Consider the following 25,939-nt stretch of genomic DNA (forward strand, 5'->3'; position numbering starts at 1 on the left):
GACAACGCGGTCTTGGTCGTACCGTGGGTACCGAGTAGGTTGACCATGACTGATAGTTACTCGCCAGTAGGGAGAGTCCCGATGCCCGCTCCGTCCGCTGCCGATTTCGCCCGCCTGCGCGCTCTCGTTGCCATCGACGACGTCGGCGCCCGGCAGTCCAGGCCGATCGAGGAGGTGTTCACCGGCAAGGAGCTGACCACCATTCCGGTCGGGACCGCCGAGGACGTGACCACCGCATTCACCAAAGCCCGTGCCGCACAGGAGCAGTGGGCCAAGCGCCCGGTCAAGGAGCGCGCGGCGATCCTCGAGCGCTTCGGCGACCTGGTGGCCCGCAATCGCGACTTCCTGATGGACGTGGCCCAGGCCGAAACCGGCAAGGCCCGTTCGGCGGCGCAGGAAGAGATCGTCGACATCATCTTGAACGCGCGCTACTACGCGCGGCAGGCTGCCAAGCTGCTCGCCCCCAAACGGGTGCAGGGCCTGCTGCCGGGATTCGTCAAGACCGTGGTCAACCACCACCCCAAGGGCGTCGTCGGCGTCATCTCGCCGTGGAACTACCCGATGACGCTGTCGATCTCGGACTCCATCCCGGCCCTGCTGGCCGGAAACGCCGTGGTGATCAAACCCGACAGCCAGACCCCGTACTGCACGCTGGCCAATGCCGAGCTGCTGTACCAGGCCGGCCTGCCGCGTGAGCTGTTCGCGGTCGTGCCCGGACCCGGTTCGGTGGTGGGCACCGCGATCGTCGAGAACTGCGACTACCTGATGTTCACCGGTTCGACCGCCACCGGTCGGTCACTGGCCGAGCAGTGCGGCCGCCGGCTGATCGGCTTCTCCGCCGAACTCGGCGGCAAGAACCCGATGATCGTCACCAAGGGCGCCAACCTGGACGTGGTCGCGAAGGCTGCCACCCGCGCCTGCTTCTCCAACGCCGGCCAGCTGTGTATCTCGATCGAGCGAATCTACGTCGAGCGCGAGGTCGCCAACGAGTTCACCGCCAAGTTCGGCGAGCAGGTCCGCAAGATGAACCTGTCCGCCGCCTACGACTTCACCGCCGATATGGGCAGCCTCATCTCCGAGGATCAGATCAAGACGGTCTCCGGTCACGTCGACGACGCAAAGGTCAAGGGCGCCAAGGTCGTCGCCGGAGGTAACGCCCGCCCTGACATCGGGCCGCTGTTCTACGAACCGACCGTGCTCACCGGTGTCACCGACGAGATGGAATGCGCGCGCAACGAGACCTTCGGTCCGCTGGTCTCGATCTACCCCGTCGATTCGGTCGCCGAGGCCATCGAGAAGGCCAACGACACCGAATACGGCCTGAACGCCAGCGTGTGGGCCGGATCCAAGTCCGAGGGCGAGGAGATCGCCGCCCGGATCAACTCCGGCACGGTCAACGTCGACGAGGGCTATGCCCTGGCGTTCGGCAGCACCGCGGCCCCGATGGGCGGCATGAAGGCCTCGGGTGTCGGACGGCGCCACGGCGCCGACGGCATCCTGAAGTACACCGAGTCGCAGACCGTCTCCACCGCACGGGTGATCAATCTCGATCCGCCGCTGGGGATCTCGCAGACGGTGTGGCAGAAGGCGCTGACCCCGATGATCCGGGCGGTGCAGAAGCTGCCCGGACGCTGAACCGGGTTACCGGGGACGCCGCGCGACGACCGCGAAGTTCAGCGGGATCCGCGGCGCTCCCGGCGGCAGCGCCCAACCCTGCTCACACGGCACGAGGGCCGGGAATGCCTGCCAGTCCATGTAGGGCAGTTCGGCCAATGCCTCGATGACGAGCCCGGCCTGCAGCAGGCACGTGACGATTTCGGACAGGTCGTGGCGCCACTCGTGGTTGCGCACGTTGTTGATCTGACCGGCCGAGTTCTCGGTGTACGTCCCTGCGTCGTCGTAGGTTCGGACTCCCCCGCCGCTGAGGTAGTCGTCGGTGATGTCCCACGGCTCGTAGTCCATGGCGCTCAGGACGGGGTGGTCATCGCGGATCATGAACACTCCGCCGGGTTCGAGCAGATCGTGGATGGACTTGGCCCAGTTGGCGAGTTCGGGCAGCCAGACGATGGTTCCGGTACTCGTCACCACGGTGTCGAAGCGTCGATGGATCAAACCCGACGCGAACCGCGCATCGCCCTCCACCCAGGTGATGTCCCGGCCGTCCGCCTCGGCGATCCGGGCCGCGTGCCGCAGCGAGTTCGGCGACAGGTCGACTCCGTGGACATCGCGGGCGCCGAGCCGCGCCCAGGAGATGGTGTCGGTACCGATGTGGCACTGCAGATGCAGCAGCGAGCGGCCCTTCACCCCGCCCTCACCCAGGTGGGGCGCGAGCACCTCCAGGTCGTTGCGCACCACCCAGGAGATGTCGGTGGGGTCGGCGAGAAACCCTGCCACGTCGTACATCTCGGACCGGGCGTGTACCTCGGCCCGGTCGTCCCAGTTGGCCCGGTTGGCGGCCAGCGCATCCTGAACGTTCACCGGCTCAACCATACCGACCGTAAACCCGGTCGAGCCTGCGCCCAGATCGTGAAATCGTGCGAAATCGCGATCTGAACGCAGGCTCAGCGCGCTGTACGGAGGCTCAGCTCTCGGCGATGCCGTCCAGCCGCTTGGTGGCCGCCTCGAAACCGGAGACCAGTTCGGCGATGATGTCGGCGACCGGGCGGATCTCGTTCATCCGGCCCACGATCTGACCGACCGGCATCGACACGGTGTCGGGGTTGTCCGACTCGTTCATCCGCTGGTGCGCCTCGCTGACGAGGATGTTCTGCAGTGGCATCGGCAGCGGCTCCGGTGCGTCCGGGGCATCCCACGCGTCGGTCCACTTGGTCTTGAGCAGCCGGGCCGGCTTGCCGGTGTAGATCTTGCGACGCACGGTGTCGGCGGTGGTGGCCTTGAGCAGCGCCTCCTGAATCGTGGAGGTGCCACCCGGCAGCCGGTGGCCCAGGTCGTACTCCTGAGAGGTCAGGAACGCCGAGCCCATCCACACACCGGAGGCACCCAGCGCCAGCGCGGCCGCCACCTGCTTGCCGGTGCCGATACCGCCGGCAGCCAGCACCGGGGCCTTACCGTCAAGGGCGTCAACGATTTCCGGCCACAACACCATCGAACCGATCTCACCGGTGTGGCCACCGGCCTCGTGTCCCTGGGCAACGACGATGTCGACGCCGTTCTCGACGTGGCGCAGCGCGTGCTTGGCGCTGCCGGCCAGCGCGGCCACCGGAACCCCGGCGGCATGCGCCTGCTCGATCACGTCGACCGGCGGCGATCCCAGCGCGTTGGCGATCAGCTTGATCGGGTGCTTGAGGGCCACCTCGACGTGGCTGCGGGCCACCGAGTGCAGCCAGCCCAGCACGCCCTCGTTGCGCTCCTCGTCTTCGGGCAGCGGCGGAACACCGAGATCGGCAAGGGTTTTCGCGACGAAGTCGCGGTGGCTCTGCGGGATGAGCTTGTTGATGTCGACGGCCGTGCCCTCGGTGGGAATCTTGGCCGGCATCACCACGTCGACGCCATAGGGCTTACCGCCGGTGTTGGCGTCCATCCACTGCAGGACCTCTTCGAGGTCGTCGGCGTCGTTGAACCGCACGCAGCCGAGCACACCCAGACCGCCGGCCTTGCTGACCGCGGCGGCCACTTTCTCCGACGGGGTGAAAACGAAGATCGGGTATTCGATCCCGAACCGTTCGCAGAGTTCGGTCTTCATCTATTTCTCCCGTCGCTTCGCTCGCCCCGTCATTTCGCTCCCACGTGATTGGCGTGCACGTCATCGGCGGGCCGTTCTTCGGTGGTGTCCTTGGCCCAGCGGTAGTCGGGCTTGCCCGCCGGCGAACGCTTAACCTCGTCGACCAGCCAAAGGCTGCGCGGCACTTTGTATCCCGCGATCTCGCTGCGCACGAACGCATCGAGTTCGGCGAGGGTAGGGCGGGCCCCCTCGCGCGGCTGCACGACGGCGGCGACGTGCTGACCGAAGCGCTCGTCGGGCACGCCGACCACCAACGCGTCGAACACGTCCGGGTGGCCCTTGAGCGCGGCCTCGACTTCTTCGGGGTAGATCTTCTCGCCACCGGAGTTGATCGACACCGAGCCGCGGCCCAGCATGGTCACGCTGCCGTCGGCCTCCACCTCGGCGTAGTCACCGGGGATGGCGTAGCGCACCCCGTTGTAGGTGCGGAACGTCTCGGCGGTCTTCTTCTCGTCCTTGAAGTAGCCGACCGGAATGTGGCCGCACTTGGCGATGATGCCGCGCACACCGGATCCCGGCTTGACCTCGTTGCCGTCCTCGTCGAGCACCTTGGTGTTCTTGTCGATGGTGACCCGCGGCCCGCCGGTGTGCGACTGGCCCTTGGCCACGATGCTGGTGCCACCGAAGCCGGTCTCCGACGAGCCGATCGAATCGGTGATGATCCGGTTGGGCAGCAGCTCGAGGAACTTCTCCTTCAGGCTGGTGGAGAACAGGGCCGCGGTGCTGGCGAGCAGGAACAGGCTCGACAGGTCGTACTCCTTGCCCTGGGCCTGCGCGGCGAGCAGCGAGTCCAGCAGCGGGCGGGCCATCGCGTCGCCGGTGAAGAACAGCAGATTGACCTTGTAGTCGTGGATCATCTGCCAGACCTCGTCGGCGTTGAACTCCGGTGCCAGCACCACGGTCTGGCCGGAGAACAGCGACATCCAGGTGGCCGACTGCGTGGCACCGTGGATCATCGGCGGGATGGGCAGCCGGATCATCGGCGGGTTGGCCACGGCCTGCTTGGACAGGTCGTACTCGTCGGCGACGGGCTCACCGGTGGCGAAGTCGGTGCCGCCGAACAGCACTCGGTAGATGTCCTCGTGACGCCACATGACGCCCTTGGGGAAGCCGGTGGTGCCGCCGGTGTAGAGCAGGTAGATGTCGTCGGCGCTGCGGGGCCCGAAGTCACGCTCGGGCGAGCCCTGGGCCAGGGCATCCTCGAAGGCCACGCCGCCGTAGCGCTGGAAGTCGTCGTCCGACCCGTCCTCGACCACCAGGATGGTCTTCACGTCCGGAGTCTCGGGCAGCACGTTGGCCACCCGGTCGGCGTAGCGGCGCTCGTGGATCAGCGCGACCATGTCGGAGTTGTCGAACAGGTACTTGAGTTCGCCCTCGACGTACCGGAAGTTGACGTTGACCAGGATGGCGCCGGCCTTCACGATGCCCAGCATCCCGATCACGATTTCGATGCGGTTGCGGCAGTACAGGCCGACCTTGTCGTCCTTCTTGACGCCCTGATCGATCAGATAGTGGGCCAGGCGGTTGGCCTTTTCCTCCAACTGCCCGTAGGTCAGCTGCTCGTCGCCGGAAATCAGCGCGACACGGTCCGGCACAGCGTCGATGGCGTGCTCGGCAAGATCAGCAATATTCAGAGCCACAGAACCTAAACTAGAACGTGTTACATTTCGAGACAAGTCTGGGTTGAAAATGCAGAGAGGCTATCCCCTGTGAGCGATACCGAAAAAGGGCCCGACGCCCTCATTGAGCAGCGCGGACACACCCTGATCGTCACGCTGAACCGGCCGGAGGCGCGCAACGCGCTTTCCACCGAGATGCTCTCGATCATGGTCGAGGCCTGGGACCGCGTCGACAACGATCCGGAGATCCGTACCTGCATCCTCACCGGGGCGGGCGGGTACTTCTGCGCGGGCATGGATCTCAAGGGCGCGACCAAGAAGCCGCCGGGTGATTCCTTCAAGGACGGCAGCTACGACCCGTCACGGATCGACGGTCTGCTCAAGGGCCGCCGGCTGAAGAAGCCCCTGATCGCCGCGGTCGAGGGTCCGGCCATCGCCGGCGGTACCGAGATCCTGCAGGGCACCGATATCCGCGTCGCCGGCGAGAGCGCCAAGTTCGGCATCTCCGAGGCCAAGTGGAGCCTGTACCCGATGGGCGGCTCGGCGGTGCGCCTGGTGCGCCAGATCCCCTACACCATCGCGTGCGACATGCTGCTGACCGGCCGCCACATCACCGCGGCCCAGGCGCTCGAATACGGCCTGATCGGTCACGTCGTCCCGGACGGCACCGCGCTGGACAAGGCGCTGGAGATCGCCGAGGTGATCAACAACAACGGCCCGCTGGCCGTGCAGGCGATCCTCAAGACCATCCGCGAGACCGAGGGCATGCACGAGGACGAGGCGTTCAAGCCCGACACCGCCAACGGCATCCCGGTGTTCCTGTCCGACGACGCCAAGGAAGGCCCGCGCGCGTTCGCCGAGAAGCGCCCGCCCAACTTCCAGATGAAGTAGTTCCTGGCAGACGTTTACGCGGAGGATTGCGGTCAACATGTGGCAGCAATCCTCCGCGTTGTCGTCTTGCCACCCTCAAATGCTCAGCGCCAATGTCCGGGTGGCGGCGGCCCCCAATGCGGCGGCGGAGGCGGCGGTCCCCAGAACCGCGGTGGCGGTGGCGGACCCCAGAACGGCGGTGGGGGCGGCGGGGGCGGACCCCAGAACGGCGGTGGCGGCGGTGGAGGTGGCGGGCCCCACGGGTGCAACGGCGGAGTTGGCATCGAAGACAACGGCGCCGGTCCCCCAGCCTGCACGCTCGTCGGCGCCGGGGCCAGTGCCGCGTTGGCCTGACCGGCTATTCCGACGGCTCCGGCCAACAGCGCCCCACCCAGCACCACTCCGCTCAACACGCTTCGCCCAGTTGAATGTCGTGCCATCTCGTGCACTCCTCTAATCGTCGCGCCATGTCCCCCGATATTGCGAGACTATCTAATTAGATTAGCTATGCGAAACCGGTGGCACGCCTTGCACAGCGAATACTTAACTCACACATAGCAATCTCGCGGTCCACCGGAAAAACCGGTGGTCAGCCGGCAGCGAGATCGATACCGTGCGCGCTGTGTACGACCTCGAAGATGCGATCCACCAGCGGTGCTCCACCCGGAAGTTTCTGCCGGACAAACCCGTTCCGCGGGAATTGGTCGACGAGGCGCTGGAACTCGCGATCCGGGCGCCGTCCAATTCCAACATCCAACCGTGGCAGGCCGTGTTCGCCACGGGCGCGGCACGCGATCGGCTGGTGAAGGCGCTCCTGGCGGCCGCTCAGATGTCAGAACCGCAGATTCCCGCTCTGCCTACACAATTCGAGCACCATCGATTCGAGGTCGGCGCCGCGGTGTTCGGCGCGCTCGGGATTTCCCGTGACGATGCCGAGGCCCGGCGTGCCGTGGTGCTGCGCAACTGGGAGTTCTTCGGGGCGCCCCTGGTCGGGGTCGTCTGCGTGCATCGCGACCTCGACCACGTCGACAGCATGAGTGTCGGCATGTTCCTGCAGACACTCATCCTGGCGTTGACCGCCCGCGGGTTGGGCACCTGCACCCAGGTCTCGATCGCCGGGTATCCCGAGGTGGTGCACGACCAGCTCGGGATACCGGACGATCTGCGCGTTCTGTGCGGCCTGGCGATCGGCTACCCGGACCGCGACTTCCCGGTGAATTCGCTACGCACGCCGCGCAATCCGCTCGGCGACAACGTCGTGTTCCGAACGGACTAGGGCCCGACCGGCGCCGTCGGGGTGAACACGACCGGCATGGCTTCGGGGCCACTGACGAAGTTGGCCGGCCGCAGCGGCACCTGTGCGCCGTCGGCCAGGCGCAGGTCAGGCAGCCGGACGAGCAACCGCTCGACCATCAGCTTGAGCTCGAGGCGCGCCAGCTGGTTACCCAGGCAGAAGTGGGTTCCGAAGCCGAACGCCAAGTGGCTGTTGGGGTTCCGGTCGATCCGGAACTCGTCGGGATTCTCGAAGACGGCTTCGTCGAAGTTGGCCGACTCGAACATCAGCATGACCTTCTCGCCCTCTTTGAGGTCGGTGCCGTGGAATGTGGTGTCGGCGGTCAGCGTGCGGCACATGTTCTTCACCGGCGACGTCCAGCGCAGCATTTCCTCGATCGCGCCGGGTAGTGCATCCGGTTTCGCGACGAGCGTCTCCCACTGATCGTGGTTGCGCAGCAGTTGTTCGACGCCTCCGGACAGGGTGTGCCGCGTGGTCTCGTCACCGCCGATCAGGATGAGCAACGTCTCGAAGACGATCTCGTCGTCACTCATGCGCTGGCCCTCGACCTCGGCGTTGACCAGGATCGAGAACAGGTCGTCGGACGGATTGGCCCGCCGCTTCGTGATCTCATCCTTGGTGAACTCGGTGTAGGCGGCGAAGGTCTCCATCAGTTTCTGGATCACGGTCTCGTCGACGTGTGAGGACAGCCCGCACACCAGGTCGTCGGACCACTTCAGCAGCATTTCGCGTTCACTGGGCAGCACCCCGAGCATGTCCCCGATCACCGCCATCGGCAGCGGGGCGGCGATGTCGCGGACGAAGTCGCATTCCCCGCGCTCGCACACCGCATCGATCAGGGTGTCGCACAGATTCATGATCGACGGGACCTTGTCCATCACGCGCTTGCGGGTGAAGCCCGAGTTGACCAGCTTGCGCCGCAACAGGTGGGCCGGATCGTCCATGTCGATCATGTACGGCATGCCGGGCTGATCCGGGCGGATACCGCCGGCGCTGGAGAACAGTTCCGGTGCGCGTTCGGCATCGAGGACGGCTTGATACGTCGTTGCGGCCGCCTGGCCGTTGCGGTCGCGAAATACCGGCTCATTCGCCCGCATCCACCGGTAGGCCTCGCGCGCGCCCCCGTCGGAGTAGAACCTCCCGTCGGCCAAATCGACGTCAGGCTTGGTAGGGGGAAGGGTCTGGGTCACGAAATCTCCTTGGCGTCGGCAAACGTCATCTGCACATTGCGGACCGAGCTGGACAACATCGCCCGTTTGGGCAGGCCCAGCGCGGCAAGTTCTTCGGCGTACGGGTGGTCGCCGAGCCGGAGCCGAACCCCGCCCGGCCGGTACCGCACACCGGAAAGCCGCATGATGCCTTCGGTTTCGCGTAGTACCCCGTCGAGGTGGGAGAAGGTGGACTGCACCTGGGGCTTGGCGGTGAACGCCGACGGCACCGGGAGCCCACGCTTGAAGTCCATCCCGACCGCGAACCTGCCGTCGATGTTCACGTCGAAGCTGAACGGCTTGCCGTCGCGGACCCCGGCCCCATTGTCCGCGTCGCGGACGGTGAAGTCCGCCAACACCTTCGGGTATCCCCAGATCTGCCGGCCGGCCTGCAGCGTGAACTCGCCGTCGACCGGCAGGTGGTGCACGAAGGCCCCCGCCGAGCCAAGGCCGCGCAGCCCGGACTCCTCGGACCCGGGCCGGTTCACCATGACGTTGGTGCCGTACTCCAGGTACGGCCCCAGGTCGCCGTCGATGTAGTGCATCAGCATCAGCACGACGACGGCGCGGCGCGGCCGGAACCGATACACGCGCAGCCCGCTGTAATCGATCATGCGCTGCGCGGCATCGGCGTCCACCGAGAACATCGCCATGTGCTGCTCGGCGGTGCGGATCTGCACCGGCATCGTGAGCACGGTGCCGGCGATCGTGTGTTGCGAAGGCCCAGAAGCGGGAGCGCTGTGACTCACGCCATAAATCTAGAACCTCGAGTAGACACGTTGCAAGAAAGTGTCTAGTCGGGACTCAGACGAGAGCCGCGAGGTCACGGATCTGCTCGACGGAGCGGGCGCCGACGACCATCATCGTCACGCCTGCGGCCTCCCACGCCTTGATCTGCTCCTTGACGTAGTCGAGGTTCCCGACGATCGCGGAGTCGTCGACCAGTTCATCGGGGATGATCTTGGCCGCTTCGTCTTTGCGGTCACTGCGGAACAGTTTGGTGACGTCGTCGACGACCTCCGCGTAACCCATCCGGCGGTACACGTCGGCGTGGAAGTTGGTGTCCTCGGCACCCATTCCGCCCATGTACAGCGCCAGGTGCGGCTTCATCAACTCCATGATCGCGGGCCGGTCGTCGGTGACCACGACCTGCGCGGTGGCGCAGATCTCGAAGGTCTCGCGGGTGCGACGCGCGCCCGGCCGGGCGAAGCCCTCGTCGAGCCACTCGTTGTACATGCCGGCGATGCGCGGCGAGTAGAAGATCGGCAGCCAGCCGTCGGCGATCTCGGCGGCCAGCGCGACGTTCTTGGGCCCCTCGGCACCCAGCATGACCGGGATGTCGGCGCGCAACGGATGAGTTATCGGCTTGAGGTTCTTGCCCAGGCCGGTGGTGCCCTCACCGGTCACCGGCAGCGGATAGTGCGGTCCGTCGCTGTGCACCGGGGCCTCGCGCGCCCAGACCTGACGCAGGATGTCGATGTACTCGCGGGTGCGGGCCAGCGGCTTCGGGAACTTCGCGCCGTACCACCCCTCCACCACCTGCGGGCCGGACACCCCGAGACCGAGGATGTGACGGCCACCGGAGAGGTGGTCGAGCGTCAGCGCGGCCATCGCGCACGCCGTGGGCGTGCGGGCGGACATCTGGATGACCGAGGTACCCAAGCGCATCCGCTTGGTTTCGCGGCCCCACCAGGCCAGCGGGGTGTAGGCGTCCGAGCCCCAGGCCTCCGCGGTGAAGACAGTGTCGAAGTCTGCCTCCTCGGCCGCGGCCACGAGTTCGGCGTGATTGGTCGGCGGCTGTGCGCCCCAGTATCCGAGTTGCAGACCCAGCTTCATTTAGATTGCCTTCCGACGTGTCCTTGCCACGATTGTTAGAACCTGTTCTACTCGATGTGTGACAGCCAGCCAAAGCCGCCCGGCCTCGACAGATCACCGTGAGCCGCCACTTTCCGCGCCACTGAAACTGTCGTTTGACTACACCCGTTCAGTGGGCTCACTGCTCAGTCAGTTCTTCACCGCCCTGCGCGAGCGCCGGATCGTCGGCGTACGCGGGTCCGACGGACGCGTGCACGTGCCACCCGCTGAGTATGACCCGGTCACCTACGAGCCGTTGACCGAGGTCGTACCGGTCTCCAGCGTCGGGACCGTCATGTCCTGGACCTGGCAGCCCGAGCCGCTGGAAGGCCAGCCGCTGGACCGGCCGTTCGCCTGGGCGTTGATCAAGCTCGACGGCGCCGACACGCCGCTGCTGCACGCCGTGGACGTTGCCGAAGGCGAGCTGACCACCGGTGCCCGGGTGCACGTGCACTGGGTCGACGAGCCAGTTGGTGCCATCACCGATATCGCGTACTTCGTCCCCGGCGAGACCGCCGAGGACGTCCCCGCGGTGGCTACCGATGATCGTGAACCGGTGACCATGCTGGTCGTGCCCTCCTCCATCGAGATCCAGCACACCGCCTCGCGTCCCGAGAGCACCTACCTGCGGGGCCTGCGCGACGGCAAGCTGCTGGGTGCACGCACCGGTGACACGGGCAAGGTCTACTTCCCGCCAAAGGAGGCCGATCCGGCCACCGGGCAGGAGCTCGACCAGTTCGTGGAGCTGGTCGACAAGGGCACGGTCACCACGTTCGCGATCATCAACATCCCGTTCGCGGGCCAGCGCATCAAGCCGCCGTATGTCGCGGCGTACGTGCTGCTCGATGGCGCCGACATCCCGTTCCTGCATCTGGTCACCGACATCGATGCGTCCGAGGTGCGGATGGGCATGCGAGTCGAAGCGGTGTGGAAGCCCCAGGAGGAATGGGGCCTCGGCATCGACAACATCTCGCATTTCCGGCCGACGGGTGAGCCCGACGCCGACTACGACAGCTACAAGCACCACCTGTAAAGGGAAACCCCACATGACTCTTCGTGATGTCGCTGTCGTCGGTTTCGCGCATGCCCCGCATGTGCGCCGTACTGATGGCACCACCAACGGCGTCGAGATGTTGATGCCGTGTTTCGCCAGCCTCTATGAGGAGCTCGGCCTGCAGCAGACCGATATCGGTTTCTGGTGCTCGGGCTCATCCGATTACCTTGCCGGCCGGGCCTTCTCGTTCATCTCGGCGATCGACTCGATCGGCGCGGTGCCGCCGATCAACGAGTCGCACGTCGAGATGGACGCGGCCTGGGCGCTGTACGAGGCCTACATCAAGATCCTCACCGGCGAGGTCGACACCGCGCTGGTCTACGGCTTCGGCAAGTCCTCGGCGGGTGTGCTGCGCCGGGTGCTGGCCCTGCAGACCGACCCCTACACCGTCGCACCGCTGTGGCCGGACGCCGTGTCGCTGGCCGGACTTCAGGCCCGGTTCGGCCTGGACGCCGGAAAGTGGACCGCCGAGCAGATGGCGCAGGTGGCCCTCGATTCGTATGCCGCGGGCGGCCGCACCGACAGCGAGCAGGTCACCGGCAGCATCAGCGAATTGCTGGACCGGCCGTACTTCGCCGACCCGCTGCGACGCCACGACATCGCCCCGATCACCGACGGCGCCTCCGCGATCGTGCTGGCCGCCGGCGACCGGGCTCGTGAGCTCCGCGAAAACCCGGCCTGGATCACCGGTTTCGAGCACCGCATCGAGACCCCGGTACTGGGTGCCCGCGATCTGACCGTCTCGACCTCGACTGCCGCGTCGGCTCAGGCCGCCACCGGCGGTGACGTGAGCTCGATCGAGGTGGCCGAGATCTACGCCCCGTTCACCCACCAGCACCTGATCCTCACCGAGGCGATCGGACTGGGACAGAACACGAAGATCAACCCCTCCGGCGGCGCGCTGGCCGCCAACCCGATGTTCTCGGCAGGCCTGGAGCGCATCGGCTTCGCCGCGCAGCACATCTTCGACGGATCCGCCGGGCGCGTGCTCGCTCATGCCACCAGCGGCGCTGCGCTGCAACAGAATCTGGTCGCGGTCTTGGAGGGCAAATAATGGCTAACAAAGCAGCGGTCCTCGGAACGGGCCAGACCAAGTACGTCGCCAAGCGCACGGATGTCTCGATGAACGGATTGGTCCGCGAGGCCATCGACCGCGCACTCGTCGATTCCGGCTCCACCATGGCCGACATCGACGCCGTCGTGGTCGGCAAGGCGCCGGACTTCTTCGAGGGCGTGATGATGCCCGAGCTGTTCATGGCCGATGCCACCGGCGCGACCAACAAGCCGCTGATCCGCGTGCACACCGCTGGCTCGGTGGGCGGGTCGACCGCCATCGTGGCCGCCAGCCTGGTCAAGTCCGGCAAGTACCGCCGGGTGCTGACCATGGCCTGGGAGAAGCAGTCGGAATCGAATGCCATGTGGGCGTTGAGCATTCCGGTGCCGTTCACCAAGCCGGTGGGCGCGGGTGCCGGTGGTTACTTCGCGCCGCACGTGCGGGCCTACATCCGCCGCTCGGGCGCGCCGAATCACATCGGCGCGATGGTCGCGGTCAAGGACCGGCTCAACGGCGCCAAGAACCCGCTGGCTCACCTGCATCAACCGGACATCACGCTGGAGAAGGTGATGGCCTCCCAGATGCTGTGGGACCCGATCCGCTTCGACGAGACGTGCCCGTCCTCGGACGGCGCGGCCGCCATGGTGATCGGCGACGAGGCCGCCGCCGACGCCCGCGTGGCCGAGGGACACCCAGTCGCGTGGGTCCATGCCACCGCACTGCGCACCGAACCGCTGGCCTACTCGGGTCGCGACCAGGTGAACCCGCAGGCCGGTCGTGATGCCGCGGCCGCCCTCTGGCGTGACGCCGGGATCACCAGCCCGATCGACGAGATCGACGTGGCCGAGGTGTACGTGCCGTTCTCCTGGTTCGAGCCGATGTGGTTGGAGAACCTCGGTTTTGCCGCCGAGGGCGAGGGCTGGAAGCTCACCGAGGCCGGCGAAACGGCCATCGGTGGCAAGATCCCGTTCAATGCCTCCGGCGGTGTGCTCTCGAGTAACCCGATCGGCGCGTCCGGCATGATCCGGTTCGCCGAGTCGGCCATCCAGGTGATGGGCAAGGCCGGCGATCACCAGGTCGAGGGCGCCCGCAAGGCGCTGGGCCACGCCTACGGCGGCGGCGCCCAGTACTACTCCATGTGGGTGGTCTCTTCTGACAAGCCGACGTCATGACGCGCATGAAGTACACGCTCAGTGTGGCCATGGGCCCGCTCGAGCATCTGACCGGATTGGCCCGTACCGCCGAGGAAGTCGGGTTCGATGCGATCGCGCTACCTGACTCGCTGTTCTACATGGAGAAGCAGGCCGCGGACTATCCGTACACCCCGGACGGCTCGCGGATGTGGAATGCCGAGACCCCGTGGGTGGATCCGCTGATCGCGGCGGCGTCGATGGGTGCGGTGACCTCGACGCTGCGGTTCTACACCAACGTGATGAAGCTGGGCTCGCGTAACCCACTCCTGCTGGCCCGCCAGGTCGGCTCGGTGGCGAACCTGACCAATAACCGGTTCGGCTTCGGCGTAGGGATCGGCTGGGCACCTGAGGAATTCGAGTGGTGCGGGGTGCCGTTCGCCAAGCGCGGGGCCCGTGTCGACGAGATGATCGAGGTGCTCAAGCTGGTGCTCGCCGGTGGCATGGTCGAATACCACGGCGAGTTCTACGATTTCGAGCGTCTGCAGATGAGCCCGGCTCCTTCGCAGCCCGTTCCGTTCTATGTCGGGGGGCACACCCCGGTGGCTCTCAAGCGGGCGGCCCGGGTCGGTGACGGCTGGACCAGCGCGATGATGACGTGTGCGCAGCTGGCCGAGACGGTGACGGCGCTCAACAAGCTGCGGGCCGAATACGGCCGGGCCGAGGAGCCTTTCGAGTTCCAGGCGGTGTGCATCGACAAGTTCGATCTCGACGGGCACCGTGAGCTCGCCGCGGCAGGCATCACCGACAACATCGTGATCCCGTGGATGCTGGAAGGCCTGGGTTTCGACGCTCCGCTGGAGAAGAAACAGGATTCACTCAAGCGGTTCGCCGACACCTACATCCACTCCGGCTGGCAGGACTGACATGCCCATCACCGATCCCCAGCACCCCGCTCACCTGGCAGGCAAGCGGTCCAGAGACGCGGTTGCGGCCAGGGACAAACAGGCCTGGCTGGACAATTTCGCCGACGACGCGATCGTGCAGGACCCCATCGGTCCGTCGTTCTTCGATCCGGAGGGCAAGGGCCACCAAGGCAAGGAAGCCATTGCGGCGTTCTGGGACAAGGCCATCGCCCCGACCGACAACCTCGAGTTCAACTTCCTCGACACGTTCCAGTGCGGCAACGAGGAAGCCAACATCGGCAGCATCGTCACCACCATGGGCGGGCATCGCATCACCACCCCGGGTGTGTTCACCTACCGGGCGAACGAGGCGGGCCAACTAGTCGCGCTGCGCGCCTACTGGGAAGTGGACCGCGCGAGCGCCGAGAAGATCGAGAGCTGAGCCCGGCGATCCGATGACGGCAGAGCCCGGGTACGGCGATGGTGCCTTACCCGGGCCCAACCGATCGCGTCGTCAGCCCCAGTGTTCGGCGGCCCGCACCCGCAGCAGGTCGCGGAATTGTTTGGTGGTGTTCGGGAGCAGTTCACCGGTGCCCCAGTCGACCACGACGCCGTAGCGGCGCACCAGATCGAACGTGTCGAGCTCTCGGTCACGGAAGCGGGCGGCGACCTCGGCAGGGTCGACGTCGAGCCACTGTTTGCGAGCTGCGCGGATCTCGGCGCGCAGCGCAGTGGTTGCGGTGTGGTCGATCTCGTACTCGTCGATCTCAGGGTCGATCGGCGTGATCACCACACCGTAGTCGCGCGCGCCGCCCGCAACGGTCACATAGCCGTCGATCACGTCCTCCAGCACAGCCTCCGGAGCGCGGTCGAGGGGATCGCCGAGTCCCCCGCCACCTGCCGACGGCCGCTCGAAGGTGTCGCCGGCCTGCACCGCAACGCTGGAGAACACCGATCCCAAGAAGGCTTCCTCGGCCGTCCCACGGTTGAGCCAGACGCCGTGCGGAATCGAGGGGAGCCCGCCGTTGATACCCCAGGTAACCGACCGGGATCGGTCGCAACAGTAGGACATCACGGTGTTCTCGCAGTCGGTCAGCGTGCCGCCCTTGGTCACGCCGCAGCCTCCGCGGTACAAACCCGGTCCGCCGGAGTCGGGAATGATCGCGTGTTTGGTCGTCAGCACCGGAGTCAGGCGTTCTTGCCCCTCGCACGGCTGCACGGCCAGTCCCACACCGAACACCGGCGCCGTCGCCGTGGATCCGTCCTTGGTGCTGCGCCCTCCCCAACCGCCGGCCATCCAGTCGTACCACATGAAGAACGGGCGTTCGTCGCCTCGAGCGTCGCGGCCGCCGACGAGAAGGTACTCAAGGTTGAACGAGCAAGCGATGGCACGCTCGGGCATGATCGCCGACCATAGTTCGAAGATGGCGTTCATGATCTTTTCGTAAGGACCAGAACAGAATCCGGTCACCGCGATCGGCCAGCCGGCGTTGACCACGGTGCCTTCGGGCCCGATATCGGTGTTGATGGCGGCGTAGAGTCCGGAGTTCAGCGGCACGTCGGGAAAGAAGGTCTTGGTGCCCGCGACGATTCCGGAGAAGGCCGTGCCGTACCCACAATTGAGGAAGCTCGCCACCGCGGGAGCGCTGCCGGACAGGTCATAACTGAGCTGATCGCCCTGGATGGTCATCTTCACCCGGATCGGCACCATCCCTTCCGGTTTCGAAGGATCCGAGTCGAGATAGTCCTCGGTCACCCACTCGCCGTCGGGCAGTTCTGCGACGCGTTGCCGGACGATGCGCTCCACATAGTCCTGCACCTCGGCCATGGCGTCGACGACGGTGCCCCGGCCGTACTTGGCGACAAGTCGTTGAATCTCGCGCTCGCACACGCCGGTTGCCTCCGCCTGGGCGTGCAGGTCACCCAAGCTGATCTCCGGAGCCCGCGTGTTGGCCACCAGCAGTTTGGCGACATCTGCGAGAAATCGGCCCTCATGCCAGATGCGAACCGGAGTTATCCGCAGTCCCTCGGCGAAATGCTCGGTGGCGGTGACGTCGAAAGATCCGGGGACGCTGCCGCCGATATCGGCCCAGTGCCCCTTGTTCTGGGCGAATCCGATCAGCTGGCCGTCGGCGAAGATCGGCCGGATGAAGCTGACATCGTTGAGGTGGGTGCCACCGCGGTAGGGATCGTTGACGCAGAACACGTCACCGCGGTTGATGTCGTCGCCGAACTCGTCGAGCACGGCTTTGCATTGGAAGTGGAGCGTTCCGACGTGCACGGCGATGTCTTGGCTGCCCTGCATGACGGTATTGCCCTGGGCGTCACACAACGCCGAGGAGAAGTCTCGGCTGTAGATGACGAACGAGTAGCAGGTGCGCAAGATCTGCTCACTCATCAGGTCGACCGAGGTCACGAATGCGTTCTTGAGGACCTCGAACGTAACCGGATCGAGGCGGCGGCGGGTGGTGTTGGCGGCGTTCACTGCTGCTCCTGATGGATGTGGATTCGAATGTTGCCCCACTCGTCGACGACCGCGGTGGTCGACGGCGGTATGACGGTCGTCGAGTCGAGCTGGTCGATGATGGCGGGCCCGTCGACCGAGTTCCCGGCGACGAGTTCGTCGCGGTCGAAGACCGGCGTCGGCATGCGCCCGCCGACCTCGTCGAAGTAGACCTGACGAATTGTCAGGGGCGACGGTGCCGGTGAATCCGACGCATTCTGCTGGGGGAACCGCGGTTTCGGGGTCTCACCGATGGCGCGGACGCCGATTTGGTAGATCTCGACGTCGACGTCGTCGCGGCGGAACGAATAGTCGCGTTCGTGTTCTTCGTGAAAGAGTTCGACCGCACGGTTCAAGAACCCGTCCCGGTTGTCTGCCGTGACGCTCAGCGACCGCCATTGTCCCGCGTAGCGCATGCTGATCGAGCGGTCGATACGCATGCGATCCTCATCGACCCCCTCATGCCGGAGCCGGGCGAGGCCCTCCTTTTCGAGCTGCGCGAATTCGGATTCGAGCTCTGCCGGGTTGACGTCGGAAGCGATGCGCTGGAACATCGCCGACAAGTCGTGCCGGATGTCGACGAGCAAACACCCTTGCGCCGAGGTGATTCCAGGATGAGCCGGCACCACGACCGTGGGGATCGACAGCTCTTTGGCCAGAGCGGCTCCGTGAAGTGCGCCGGCCCCGCCACACACCACGAGGACGAAGTCCCTGGGGTCGTATCCGCGGCGGATGGACAACAGCCGCACTGCGTCGGCCATGTTCGCATTGGCGACCTGGATGACATTCGACGCGGCGGTATCGACGTCGAGGTCGAGACGCTCGGCGATGCCGCTACGCACGGCTTCACGCGCCGCGTCCACGTCAAGCGTCAGCTCGCCGCCGATCAGCGACTCACCCAGCCGGCCGAGCACCAGGTTGGCGTCGGTGTTGGTCGGTTCGGTACCGCCGCGCCGATAGCAGGCCGGGCCGGGTGCCGCACCTGCGGATTGCGGTCCGTTCCGCAGGGAGCCGGCCTCGTCGATCCAGGCGAGCGAGCCGCCGCCTGCGCCGATGGTGAGCACCTCGATGCTGGGGAAACAGATCGGGAAGCCGTACTCGACCTGCCAGCGTTTGGTGGTGCGGATCTCGCCGTCGTAGACCAGCGAGATATCCGTACTGGTCCCGCCCATGTCGAGGCCGATTGCATTGGGATATCCGCAGCGGGAAGCAATGTCGGCCACTGCGATGGCGCCCGCGGCAATACCCGAGGCGGCCAACCGCACCGGATACCGGTCCACCATGGCCGGCGTCATCGATCCACCGCCTGAGTGCAACAGCAACAGGTCGCCGTCGTAGCCGTCGGCGCGCAGGGAGCCTTCCAGTCGGTTCACATAACCACTCACCAGCGGGGCGAGCACCGCATTGGCCACCGTCGTGGACGCGCGGTCGTATTCGAAGATCTCCGGCAGGATCTCACTTGACGTCGACACCGTGACGCCGGGGATCTCGTCGATGAGAATCTCGCGCATTCGCCGTTCGTGGATGTCGTTGACGTAGGAGTTCATGAAGCAGACAGCCACGGTCAGCACACCTTTGCGCCGCAGGATGCGTGCGACGTCTCGCGCCTTGTCTTCGTCGAGGGGTGTGACGATCGATCCGACATAGTCGATTCGTTCCGGCACCTCGTACCGGTTGCGCCGCTTGATGTACGGGGCGCCGACGTCGACGTAGGAATCCCAGAGTTCGTCTTTCGTGCCGTCGCGTATCTCCAGGATGTCGCGGAACCCCTCGCTGCACACCATCGCGGCGGCCGGAAAACGACGCGTGATCAACGCGTTGGTGGCGACCGTCGTGCCGTGCGAGAACAGGGTCACCGCCGAAAGGTCGACACCCGCTGATCGCACCCCGGCCACGACCGCTTCCATCGGGTCGTGCGGGGTCGACGGCACCTTGGCGACACGCGTGCTCTGGTCACGCTCGTCGAAGATGCACACGTCGGTAAACGTCCCACCCACGTCGACAGCAACACGAAGGGTCTTCGTGGCTGTGTTCTGCTTCATTGGCAAGCCTCCTCTGGTGAAGTGTGGTCAAGTATTGAGCTGCACTAATCCGCAGCCAATTGGAGAAAGTGACTGTCGACTACACTCACGTTGGAGTTTTTAACCGTCCGGGGTGAGGTCGCCGCAACCAGTGGAGAAAGACGATTTCCGCCTAGTTGATCTGCTGTTGGATCAGTCCCTCGGCCTCGCCCTGGTGAGCGACTGCAATCCGCACGTACCACTGTCGGGCGCGCACGCGATCGAGATCGCCCATCCATCCGAATGGCTGCAGCCTGGAACCGTCATGCTGACGACGGGTTCGCTGTACGGCCATGAGGCCAAGAGCGGGAAAGCAGCGCAGGCGCTCCGGGGCCTGGTGCGCGAGCTGGTCTCGGCCGGCGTCGCTGCGCTCGGGTACGGACTCGGGGTTGTCACCGATGAAGTTCCTCGGGCCTTGGTGGACGAGGCGAACCGTCATCACTTCGCGGTGTTCACCGTGCCCCGCGAAGTCGCCTTCATGACGGTGATCGATCGTGTTGCGGAACAGACTCATTCAGTCGAGTCGCACTCGTTGCGGCGGGCACTGCAGATGCAGGATCAGCTGCTCGACGCGCTGGGCGCCGCCGATCCCGAGCAGGAGCTGATATCCCGTCTGGCCGCGATATTGCGGTGCAGCGTACTGCTGTACAACGAGCTGGGCGACGTCGTCGCGTCCTCCGGCAAGGCACCGTCACATCTGATGCGGTCCCAACTGCGTGGCCGCAGCGGCCATCTACGGTTCAGCGTCGGCAAGTGGTCGGTTACCGCGGATCCGATCGAGCCCGGCGGAGAACCACACTGGCTGGTGGTCGCCTCGACCCGTCACGAGGTTCCCGACGCTCTGGCCCGGTCGACTCTCCAGGTCTCCGTCCGCCTGCTCAACGCGATCGAGCGGTCGCGCTATCGGGCGGCGGTGGAGAACCGGGCACGCCAGGCTGCGTTCGTGCGCGAGCTGGTTGCCGGTGAGATCATCGATCAATTCAGCGCCGAAGGGCATTTGGAGTCGTTACGGTTCGGGCACCGGCCCCAGTTGCGCGTGTTCGCGATGTCTCCCTCGGATGGTTACGACGCCGGACGCTGGGTGACCCGAGCCGCCACCGCGCTCGACGCACTGGAGACCGACGCGCTCGATCTCGCCAGGTTGATGCGCCTGCCGGTGATGTTCGCACAGCTCGCCGATCAGCTGATCGGCGTGCTTGCTGCCGATGTGCCCGCCGTCAACGGCTGGATCGCCAACCAACCGGAAGGCGCCGTCTGCGGTTTCTCCGAACCGTTTCAGGATGTGCGCACCGGTCCGGAACGTCTCAGAAACGCACAGCGCGCGCTGCGGGCCGCACAGACCCGAAACCTTCGCCACACAAAGTTCGAAGACGTTGGTATCGCGGACTGGCTCTTGACCGGACAACACCGCGAGACCACCGCCGCCAAGGCCACCGAACAGCTCGCCGTGCTCGGGCAGCACGACGGCTACCTGGACTTCATTCGCACGTTCTTCAGCCATGACCTCGACGTCGTAGAAACGGCGAAGGCACTCAACGTACATCCGAATACCGTGCGGCACAGAGTCAAACGCGTCGAGTCGATGTTCGGTGAATCGTTGCGTTCACCGACACTGATCACCGCAATCCACCTGAGCCTCGAGGTACTCGCGCTCGAGGGCGACCTTTCCGCGATCGGCGAGCCTAGAGCTCGACGAGCCCCGTGAGATAGCGCTGGGCCAGCTCCCGGTATGCCGCCGGGTTGGTCTGCACCCACGTCTGGGCACCGGTGCCCGCGATCGGCCCCCGAATCTTCGCCGGCGCCCCGGTGACCAGCACCTCGTCGGGAATCTTGGTCCCGCCGACCACGAGTGAATGCGCGGCGATCAGGCTGCGGCGGCCGATCACTGCCCCGTCGAGCACCGTGCAGTGGTTGGCGATCAGCGCCTCCTCGCCCACGTGTGCGCCGTGCACCACACACATGTGGGCAACGGTGGCGCCCGGGCCGATGTCGACCGGGATTCCGGGCGGGGCGTGCAACACGGAACCGTCCTGAACGTTGGCACCCTGACGGATGACGATCGGCGCGAAGTCACCGCGCAGCACGGCGTTGAACCACACCGAGGCGCCCGCCTCGACCGTCACGTCGCCGATCAGGGTTGCCGTCGGGGCGACGAACGCGCCTGGGTCCACCACGGGCGCACGGCCCTCGAACGAATACTGCGGCATCGTTCAGATATACCGCAGGAAAGTGGCCTCAGCGCGGCGACGCGTACCCTGATCAGTAACTATGTCGCTCACGACAACCCATCGCCTCAGGACACTGCTCATCACCGGTCTCGCCACGGCCGTCGTCGGCACCGCCGGCGCATGCGCCCCGGCCGACAACCCACCGAGCACCCCGTGGGTTGCCACGCCGACCACATCGTCGGCCGCTCCCAAGTCGCCCAAGTCGCAGGCGTCCGACTACAGCCACCTGCTGCTGCAGGCCGAGGACGTCAGCATTCCGCCGGACACGTTCACGGCCAGGTCCAGCAACGTCAACCCGGACGGACAGTCCGGGGCCAGCGCGCTGTTCGTCAACGCCGATGACACCCGAGCCATCGCCGACACGATCCTCATCTATCCGGACGTGGAAACCGCCACCGCAACGCTCAAGCAGGCCTCCGCCGCGGTGAGCACCATGGTGACCGGCGGCCCGCCCCAGCCGGTGCCGGTCGGTTCGAACGGCACCGTGATCTCGGGCACCGCGCCCGACGGGTCCAAGGCCGTCACGCTGCTGATGTACACCCAGGGCCGCGCCGTCGTACGTCTGGAGTTCGACAGCAACCCGGACGATCCGGTGTCTCCGGAGACGGTCGCCAGCGTCGGCCGGATGCAACAAATCGCCCTCCGAATCGGTCTGCCGGAGCGCGAATAAGACACTTACGGGCCGGGTATGCCGCAGGTCACGCCCCGGTAATTGCCAGAAGGGAGCAAAAAACTGTAACGTGTTCTAGTTAGAGAGCACAGATACGGGAGGCCCACCGTGACTACCGAACATGCCGGCATCAGAGAGATCGACACCGGCGCCCTGCCAGACCGCTACGCGCGGGGTTGGCACTGCCTGGGACCGGTCAAGAACTTCCTTGACGGTCAGCCTCACTCTGTCGAGATCTTCGGCACGAAGCTGGTCGTGTTCGCCGATTCCAAGGGCGAGTTGAAGATTCTCGACGGCTACTGCCGGCACATGGGCGGTGACCTGTCACAGGGCACCATCAAGGGCGACGAGGTGGCCTGCCCGTTCCACGACTGGCGCTGGGGCGGCGACGGCAAGTGCAAACTCGTCCCGTACGCCAAGCGCACCCCGCGGCTGGCCCGCACCCGCGCATGGCACACCGACGTGCGTGGCGGCCTGCTGTTCGTGTGGCACGACCACGAGGGCAACGACCCGCAGCCCGAGGTTCGGATCCCCGAGATTCCCGAGGCGGCGAGCGACGAGTGGACCGACTGGCAGTGGAACTCGATGCTGATCGAGGGCAGCAACTGCCGCGAGATCATCGACAACGTCACCGACATGGCGCACTTCTTCTACATCCACTTCGGTTTGCCGACGTACTTCAAGAACGTCTTCGAGGGGCACATCGCCTCGCAGTACCTGCACAACGTGGGCCGTCAGGACATCGGCGGCATGGGCACCCAGTACGGCGAATCGCATCTGGATTCCGAAGCTTCGTACTTCGGTCCGTCGTTCATGATCAACTGGCTGCACAACAACTACAGCGGCTACAAGGCCGAGTCGATCCTGATCAACTGCCACTACCCGGTGACCCAGGATTCGTTCATGCTGCAGTGGGGCGTCATCGTCGAGAAGCCCAAGGGCATGGACGACAAGACCACCCAGAAGCTGGCCAACGCGATGACCGACGGGGTCAGCCAGGGCTTCATGCAGGACGTGGAGATCTGGAAGCACAAGACCCGCATCGACAACCCGCTGCTGGTCGAGGAGGACGGCGCCGTCTACCAGATGCGCCGCTGGTACCAGCAGTTCTACGTCGACGTCGCCGACATCACGCCGGACATGACCGACCGGTTCGAGATGGAGATCGACACCACCGCGGCCAACGAGAAGTGGCATGTGGAGGTCGAGGAGAACCTGAAGATTCAGGCCGAACAGAAGTCCGCCGAAAAAGAAACCGCACAGTCCAGCTGATGACGACACGCAACGAGCGGAGCCAGGCCCCCGACGTCGAGGACCTGGCCCGTTCTATGTTGCTGCTGCACGGCGCGCATGACGACCACGACGACGCCCATCACGGCAGCGCCACCCGGCCGGGTTCGCCTGCCGGGACCTGGTCCAAAGCACCGGATTTCGCGTCCGATCCGGAACGTGCCGCTGCCGTCCGCGAGGCCAGCGCACGTGATCGCGAGCGCTATCTGACCTCCGGCCTGGTATCGGTCGACTGCCGGTTCTGCCACGTGACCGTGCAGGTGAAGAAGCTCAGCGCAGAACACACCTCGGTGCAGTGGAACACCGAGGCCGTGCAGCGATGCGCGACATTTGCCGAAATCCGTGCCACCGGCGGCGATCCGGCCCGGGCCCGGGCATGCCCGCGACTGAGCGACAGCATCAAGCATGCCGTCGCAGAAGGATGCCTCGAAGAGGTGTCCTCGGCGCCCTCCCCCGGCGACGGCTAGATCCTTCCCAGGCAGACGAAAACTGCCCGATTTCGAATGAAATCGGGCAGTTTGCGGTATCTACCGGGAGGGTCAGAGCCCCTTGAACCGCTCCTTGACCGCCTCGGCGGTCAACCCGTAGTCGGCCAGCGAGTAGGTGTGCTTCGGTGCGCGTGGCCCCTGCTGGCTCGCCGTGTGGCTGTCGATCATCGCCTGCCGGGCGGCGTCGGTGAACTCCAGGCCAAAGGTGCGATAGATGCCTTCGACGGCACCGACGGGATCCTTGATGAACTCGAAGTAGTCCACATCGCAGAACTGGGCCGGATCATGCTTGGCCCGTTCGGCATTGAACAATTCCAGCCCACGCGACCAGGTCTCCATGGCATCTTCGCCGATCACGTTTCCGGTGAAGGTGTTCGACCAGCCGGCCGTGGTGTGCTGCGACAGTGAGCACATCGAGGCCATGATGGTCTCGGCCGGGCGGTGGCACTGCACGACCAATGCGTCCGGATAGGTGGCGAACAGCGCGTCCAGGGCGAACAGATGACTGGGGTTCTTGAGCACCCAACGCTTTTCGGGTTCGTTGAGCCCGATGAGCTGCAGGTTCCTCCGGTGCCGCCGGTAGGACTTCGTCCAGTCCTGCCGGGCCAGCCACCGCGAGTAGGTCGGCACGTGGGCCAGCGTCTCGTATGACACCGAGTGCAAGGACTGCCGCAGCAACTGCCAGCATTCCTCGACCTCGTCCGCGGTCATGTAATGCAGGCCGGTGTAGTCCGGGTTCTCCTCGTGCGCCTGCTTGAACCGGGCATCGAGCGCACTGAAAACCGGGTTGTCCGGCCAGGTTTCCCGCGGCGGCCGCGGCTGGGGGAACTCCGCCAGCCACATCTCCAGACCCTGGTGCATCGGGTCTGCGGCCAACAACCGGTGGATCACCGTGGTGCCGGTGCGCGGCAGACCGGTGACGAAGATCGGCCGCTCGATCGGCACGTCGGCGTGCTGCGGGTACTGCTTGAACGCAGCCTCCGACACCAGGCGGGCCACCAGTGCGTTCCGGGTGAAGAAGCGTTGCATCTTGCTGCCGAGCTCGGTCAGATCGGCGTCGCGCTGGTAGGACTCCAGGAGCACGCCGAGCGCTTCCAGATAGTTGTCATCGTCGGTACCGAAATCCTCCAGACCGCAGGCCTTTACGGCCGAGGCGTGCAGATCCTCGACCGTGCCGACATTGGTCCGGCTCATGCCTTGTACTCCCCGCAGTTGACATCGAGCGACTGGCCGGTGATGCCGCTGGACAGGTCGCTGGCCAGGAACAGGATGGCCGAGGCCACCTCGTCCTCGGTCGGCAGCCGCTTGAGGTCCGAGGACGCCGCGGTCGCCTTGTAGATCTCCTCGACGGTGGTGCCGTATTTGCCGGCCTGGTGGGTGAAGTAGCTCTCCAGGGTCCCGCCCCAGATGTAACCGGGCAGCACCGAATTCACCCGGATACCTTGCTCGCCGAGTTCGGTGGCCAGCGTCTGCGACATCGCGAGCAGCGCCGACTTGGCCATCTTGTAGGCGCCGTACTTGGCCTGGGAATGCCGGATCACCATCGAGTTGACGTTGACGACGGAGCCGTTGCTCTCAGCCAGGGCCGGGGTGAAGGCCTGCACCATCCGCAGGGCGCCGAACACGGTGAGCTCGATGGCATCGCGCATGTGCTCGAACGTGGTGTTGGCGAACGGTTTCATCGACGGCACCCGGAACGCGTTGTTGATCAACACGTCGACCTTGCCGTAGGCCTCGAGGGACGTATCGACGAGGTTCTTCACCTGCTCCTCGTCGGTGATGTCGGTACCGACCGAGACCGCGCGGCGGCCCAGGTCGGTGACCTGCTTGGCCACCTCGTCGAGGCGTTCGACGGTGCGGGCGGCCAGCACCAGATCGGCGCCGGCCTCGGCACACCGCCGCGCCAGGGTGGTACCCAGCGCGGGGCCGACACCGCTGATCACCACGACCTTGTTCTCCAGAAGTGTCAT

The 25,939-nt window shown here is 65.8% G+C and carries 23 protein-coding genes; 12 read left to right on the forward strand and 11 right to left on the reverse strand.

Annotated features, from left to right (window positions below):
- Nucleotides 1-81 precede the first annotated feature (81 nt).
- Nucleotides 82-1,635 carry a succinic semialdehyde dehydrogenase gene (locus tag BN4332_RS16900; protein WP_066899870.1) on the forward strand — a complete coding sequence of 518 codons (1,554 nt, stop codon included), beginning with the start codon at nt 82-84 and terminating at the stop codon, nt 1,633-1,635.
- 6 nt (nt 1,636-1,641) lie between these two features.
- On the opposite strand, the gene BN4332_RS16905 is transcribed toward BN4332_RS16900, so the two are convergent.
- The 3 genes from BN4332_RS16905 to BN4332_RS16915 all read right to left on the reverse strand — a co-directional run bounded on the left by BN4332_RS16905 (nt 1,642) and on the right by BN4332_RS16915 (nt 5,382).
- On the reverse strand, nt 1,642-2,478 hold the full coding sequence (locus BN4332_RS16905) for a class I SAM-dependent methyltransferase (RefSeq protein ID WP_066900138.1): 837 nt from the start codon (nt 2,476-2,478) through the stop codon (nt 1,642-1,644).
- A 103-nt stretch (nt 2,479-2,581) separates the two neighbouring features.
- On the reverse strand, nt 2,582-3,703 hold the full coding sequence (locus BN4332_RS16910) for an NAD(P)H-dependent flavin oxidoreductase (RefSeq protein WP_064900125.1): 1,122 nt from the start codon (nt 3,701-3,703) through the stop codon (nt 2,582-2,584).
- 29 nt (nt 3,704-3,732) lie between these two features.
- Entirely contained in the window at nt 3,733-5,382 is a 1,650-nt protein-coding gene (locus BN4332_RS16915) for a medium/long-chain-fatty-acid--CoA/3-oxocholest-4-en-26-oate--CoA ligase (RefSeq protein ID WP_066899872.1), read from the reverse strand.
- Between the two features lie 69 nt (nt 5,383-5,451).
- On the opposite strand from BN4332_RS16915, the gene BN4332_RS16920 reads away from it, so the two are divergent.
- Nucleotides 5,452-6,252 (forward strand): crotonase/enoyl-CoA hydratase family protein, encoded by an 801-nt coding sequence (locus tag BN4332_RS16920; RefSeq protein WP_066899874.1) that lies wholly within the window; start codon nt 5,452-5,454, stop codon nt 6,250-6,252.
- A 601-nt stretch (nt 6,253-6,853) separates the two neighbouring features.
- Nucleotides 6,854-7,507: a nitroreductase gene (locus tag BN4332_RS16930; protein WP_066899876.1), complete on the forward strand. Its 654-nt coding sequence runs from the start codon at nt 6,854-6,856 to the stop codon at nt 7,505-7,507.
- On the opposite strand, the gene BN4332_RS16935 is transcribed toward BN4332_RS16930, so the two are convergent.
- The 3 genes from BN4332_RS16935 to BN4332_RS16945 form a co-directional block, all read right to left on the reverse strand.
- Nucleotides 7,504-8,715, reverse strand: coding sequence for a cytochrome P450 (locus tag BN4332_RS16935; protein WP_066899878.1), 1,212 nt, complete (start codon nt 8,713-8,715; stop codon nt 7,504-7,506). The genes BN4332_RS16930 and BN4332_RS16935 overlap by 4 nt on opposite strands.
- Nucleotides 8,712-9,419 carry an acetoacetate decarboxylase family protein gene (locus BN4332_RS16940; protein WP_066899880.1) on the reverse strand — a complete coding sequence of 236 codons (708 nt, stop codon included), beginning with the start codon at nt 9,417-9,419 and terminating at the stop codon, nt 8,712-8,714. Before BN4332_RS16940 ends, BN4332_RS16935 begins: the two co-directional genes overlap by 4 nt.
- A gap of 118 nt (nt 9,420-9,537) precedes the next feature.
- Nucleotides 9,538-10,569 (reverse strand): LLM class F420-dependent oxidoreductase, encoded by a 1,032-nt coding sequence (locus BN4332_RS16945; protein ID WP_066899881.1) that lies wholly within the window; start codon nt 10,567-10,569, stop codon nt 9,538-9,540.
- A gap of 58 nt (nt 10,570-10,627) precedes the next feature.
- Between BN4332_RS16945 and BN4332_RS16950 the strand changes: the two genes are divergently transcribed.
- The 5 genes from BN4332_RS16950 to BN4332_RS16970 are packed head-to-tail and all read left to right on the forward strand — an operon-like array spanning nt 10,628 to nt 15,172.
- Entirely contained in the window at nt 10,628-11,620 is a 993-nt protein-coding gene (locus BN4332_RS16950) for a Zn-ribbon domain-containing OB-fold protein (protein WP_066899883.1), read from the forward strand.
- A 13-nt stretch (nt 11,621-11,633) separates the two neighbouring features.
- Nucleotides 11,634-12,695, forward strand: coding sequence for a thiolase family protein (locus BN4332_RS16955; protein ID WP_066899885.1), 1,062 nt, complete (start codon nt 11,634-11,636; stop codon nt 12,693-12,695).
- Nucleotides 12,695-13,867 carry a thiolase family protein gene (locus tag BN4332_RS16960; protein ID WP_066899887.1) on the forward strand — a complete coding sequence of 391 codons (1,173 nt, stop codon included), beginning with the start codon at nt 12,695-12,697 and terminating at the stop codon, nt 13,865-13,867. Before BN4332_RS16955 ends, BN4332_RS16960 begins: the two co-directional genes overlap by 1 nt.
- Nucleotides 13,868-13,872: 5 nt before the next feature.
- Nucleotides 13,873-14,751 (forward strand): TIGR03619 family F420-dependent LLM class oxidoreductase, encoded by an 879-nt coding sequence (locus tag BN4332_RS16965; protein WP_066900141.1) that lies wholly within the window; start codon nt 13,873-13,875, stop codon nt 14,749-14,751.
- A 1-nt stretch (nt 14,752) separates the two neighbouring features.
- On the forward strand, nt 14,753-15,172 hold the full coding sequence (locus BN4332_RS16970; RefSeq protein ID WP_066899889.1) for a nuclear transport factor 2 family protein: 420 nt from the start codon (nt 14,753-14,755) through the stop codon (nt 15,170-15,172).
- Between the two features lie 72 nt (nt 15,173-15,244).
- Here BN4332_RS16970 and BN4332_RS16975 read toward each other — a convergent pair whose 3' ends face one another.
- Both BN4332_RS16975 and BN4332_RS16980 read right to left on the reverse strand, forming a co-directional pair.
- Complete coding sequence (locus BN4332_RS16975) at nt 15,245-17,215, reverse strand: hydantoinase B/oxoprolinase family protein (RefSeq protein WP_066899891.1); 1,971 nt, start codon at nt 17,213-17,215, stop codon at nt 15,245-15,247.
- The gene (locus BN4332_RS16980) at nt 17,212-19,275 is read right to left on the reverse strand and encodes a hydantoinase/oxoprolinase family protein (protein WP_066899893.1); all 2,064 of its coding nucleotides are present in this window, start codon (nt 19,273-19,275) and stop codon (nt 17,212-17,214) included. Before BN4332_RS16980 ends, BN4332_RS16975 begins: the two co-directional genes overlap by 4 nt.
- A 130-nt stretch (nt 19,276-19,405) precedes the next feature.
- Between BN4332_RS16980 and BN4332_RS16985 the strand changes: the two genes are divergently transcribed.
- Nucleotides 19,406-20,998 (forward strand): PucR family transcriptional regulator, encoded by a 1,593-nt coding sequence (locus tag BN4332_RS16985; RefSeq protein ID WP_066899895.1) that lies wholly within the window; start codon nt 19,406-19,408, stop codon nt 20,996-20,998.
- Here the strand turns inward: BN4332_RS16985 and BN4332_RS16990 are convergent.
- Entirely contained in the window at nt 20,976-21,500 is a 525-nt protein-coding gene (locus tag BN4332_RS16990; protein ID WP_066899897.1) for a gamma carbonic anhydrase family protein, read from the reverse strand. The genes BN4332_RS16985 and BN4332_RS16990 overlap by 23 nt on opposite strands.
- A gap of 61 nt (nt 21,501-21,561) precedes the next feature.
- Here BN4332_RS16990 and BN4332_RS16995 point away from each other — a divergent pair, with 61 nt between their 5' ends.
- The 3 genes from BN4332_RS16995 to BN4332_RS17005 all read left to right on the forward strand — a co-directional run bounded on the left by BN4332_RS16995 (nt 21,562) and on the right by BN4332_RS17005 (nt 23,948).
- A complete protein-coding gene (locus BN4332_RS16995; protein ID WP_066899899.1) occupies nt 21,562-22,191 on the forward strand; it encodes a hypothetical protein in 630 nt (209 codons plus the stop codon).
- 108 nt (nt 22,192-22,299) lie between these two features.
- On the forward strand, nt 22,300-23,463 hold the full coding sequence (locus BN4332_RS17000) for a 3-ketosteroid-9-alpha-monooxygenase, oxygenase component (RefSeq protein WP_066899902.1): 1,164 nt from the start codon (nt 22,300-22,302) through the stop codon (nt 23,461-23,463).
- On the forward strand, nt 23,463-23,948 hold the full coding sequence (locus tag BN4332_RS17005) for a hypothetical protein (protein WP_066899904.1): 486 nt from the start codon (nt 23,463-23,465) through the stop codon (nt 23,946-23,948). The genes BN4332_RS17000 and BN4332_RS17005 overlap by 1 nt, the downstream gene beginning before the upstream one ends.
- A gap of 72 nt (nt 23,949-24,020) precedes the next feature.
- Here BN4332_RS17005 and BN4332_RS17010 read toward each other — a convergent pair whose 3' ends face one another.
- Both BN4332_RS17010 and BN4332_RS17015 read right to left on the reverse strand, forming a co-directional pair.
- Nucleotides 24,021-25,163, reverse strand: coding sequence for a sulfotransferase family protein (locus tag BN4332_RS17010; protein ID WP_066899906.1), 1,143 nt, complete (start codon nt 25,161-25,163; stop codon nt 24,021-24,023).
- The gene (locus BN4332_RS17015) at nt 25,160-25,939 is read right to left on the reverse strand and encodes an SDR family oxidoreductase (protein WP_066899907.1); all 780 of its coding nucleotides are present in this window, start codon (nt 25,937-25,939) and stop codon (nt 25,160-25,162) included. The genes BN4332_RS17010 and BN4332_RS17015 overlap by 4 nt, the downstream gene beginning before the upstream one ends.

Origin of the sequence: Mycolicibacterium houstonense (assembly GCF_900078665.2) — a bacterium.
GTDB lineage: Bacteria > Actinomycetota > Actinomycetes > Mycobacteriales > Mycobacteriaceae > Mycobacterium > Mycobacterium houstonense.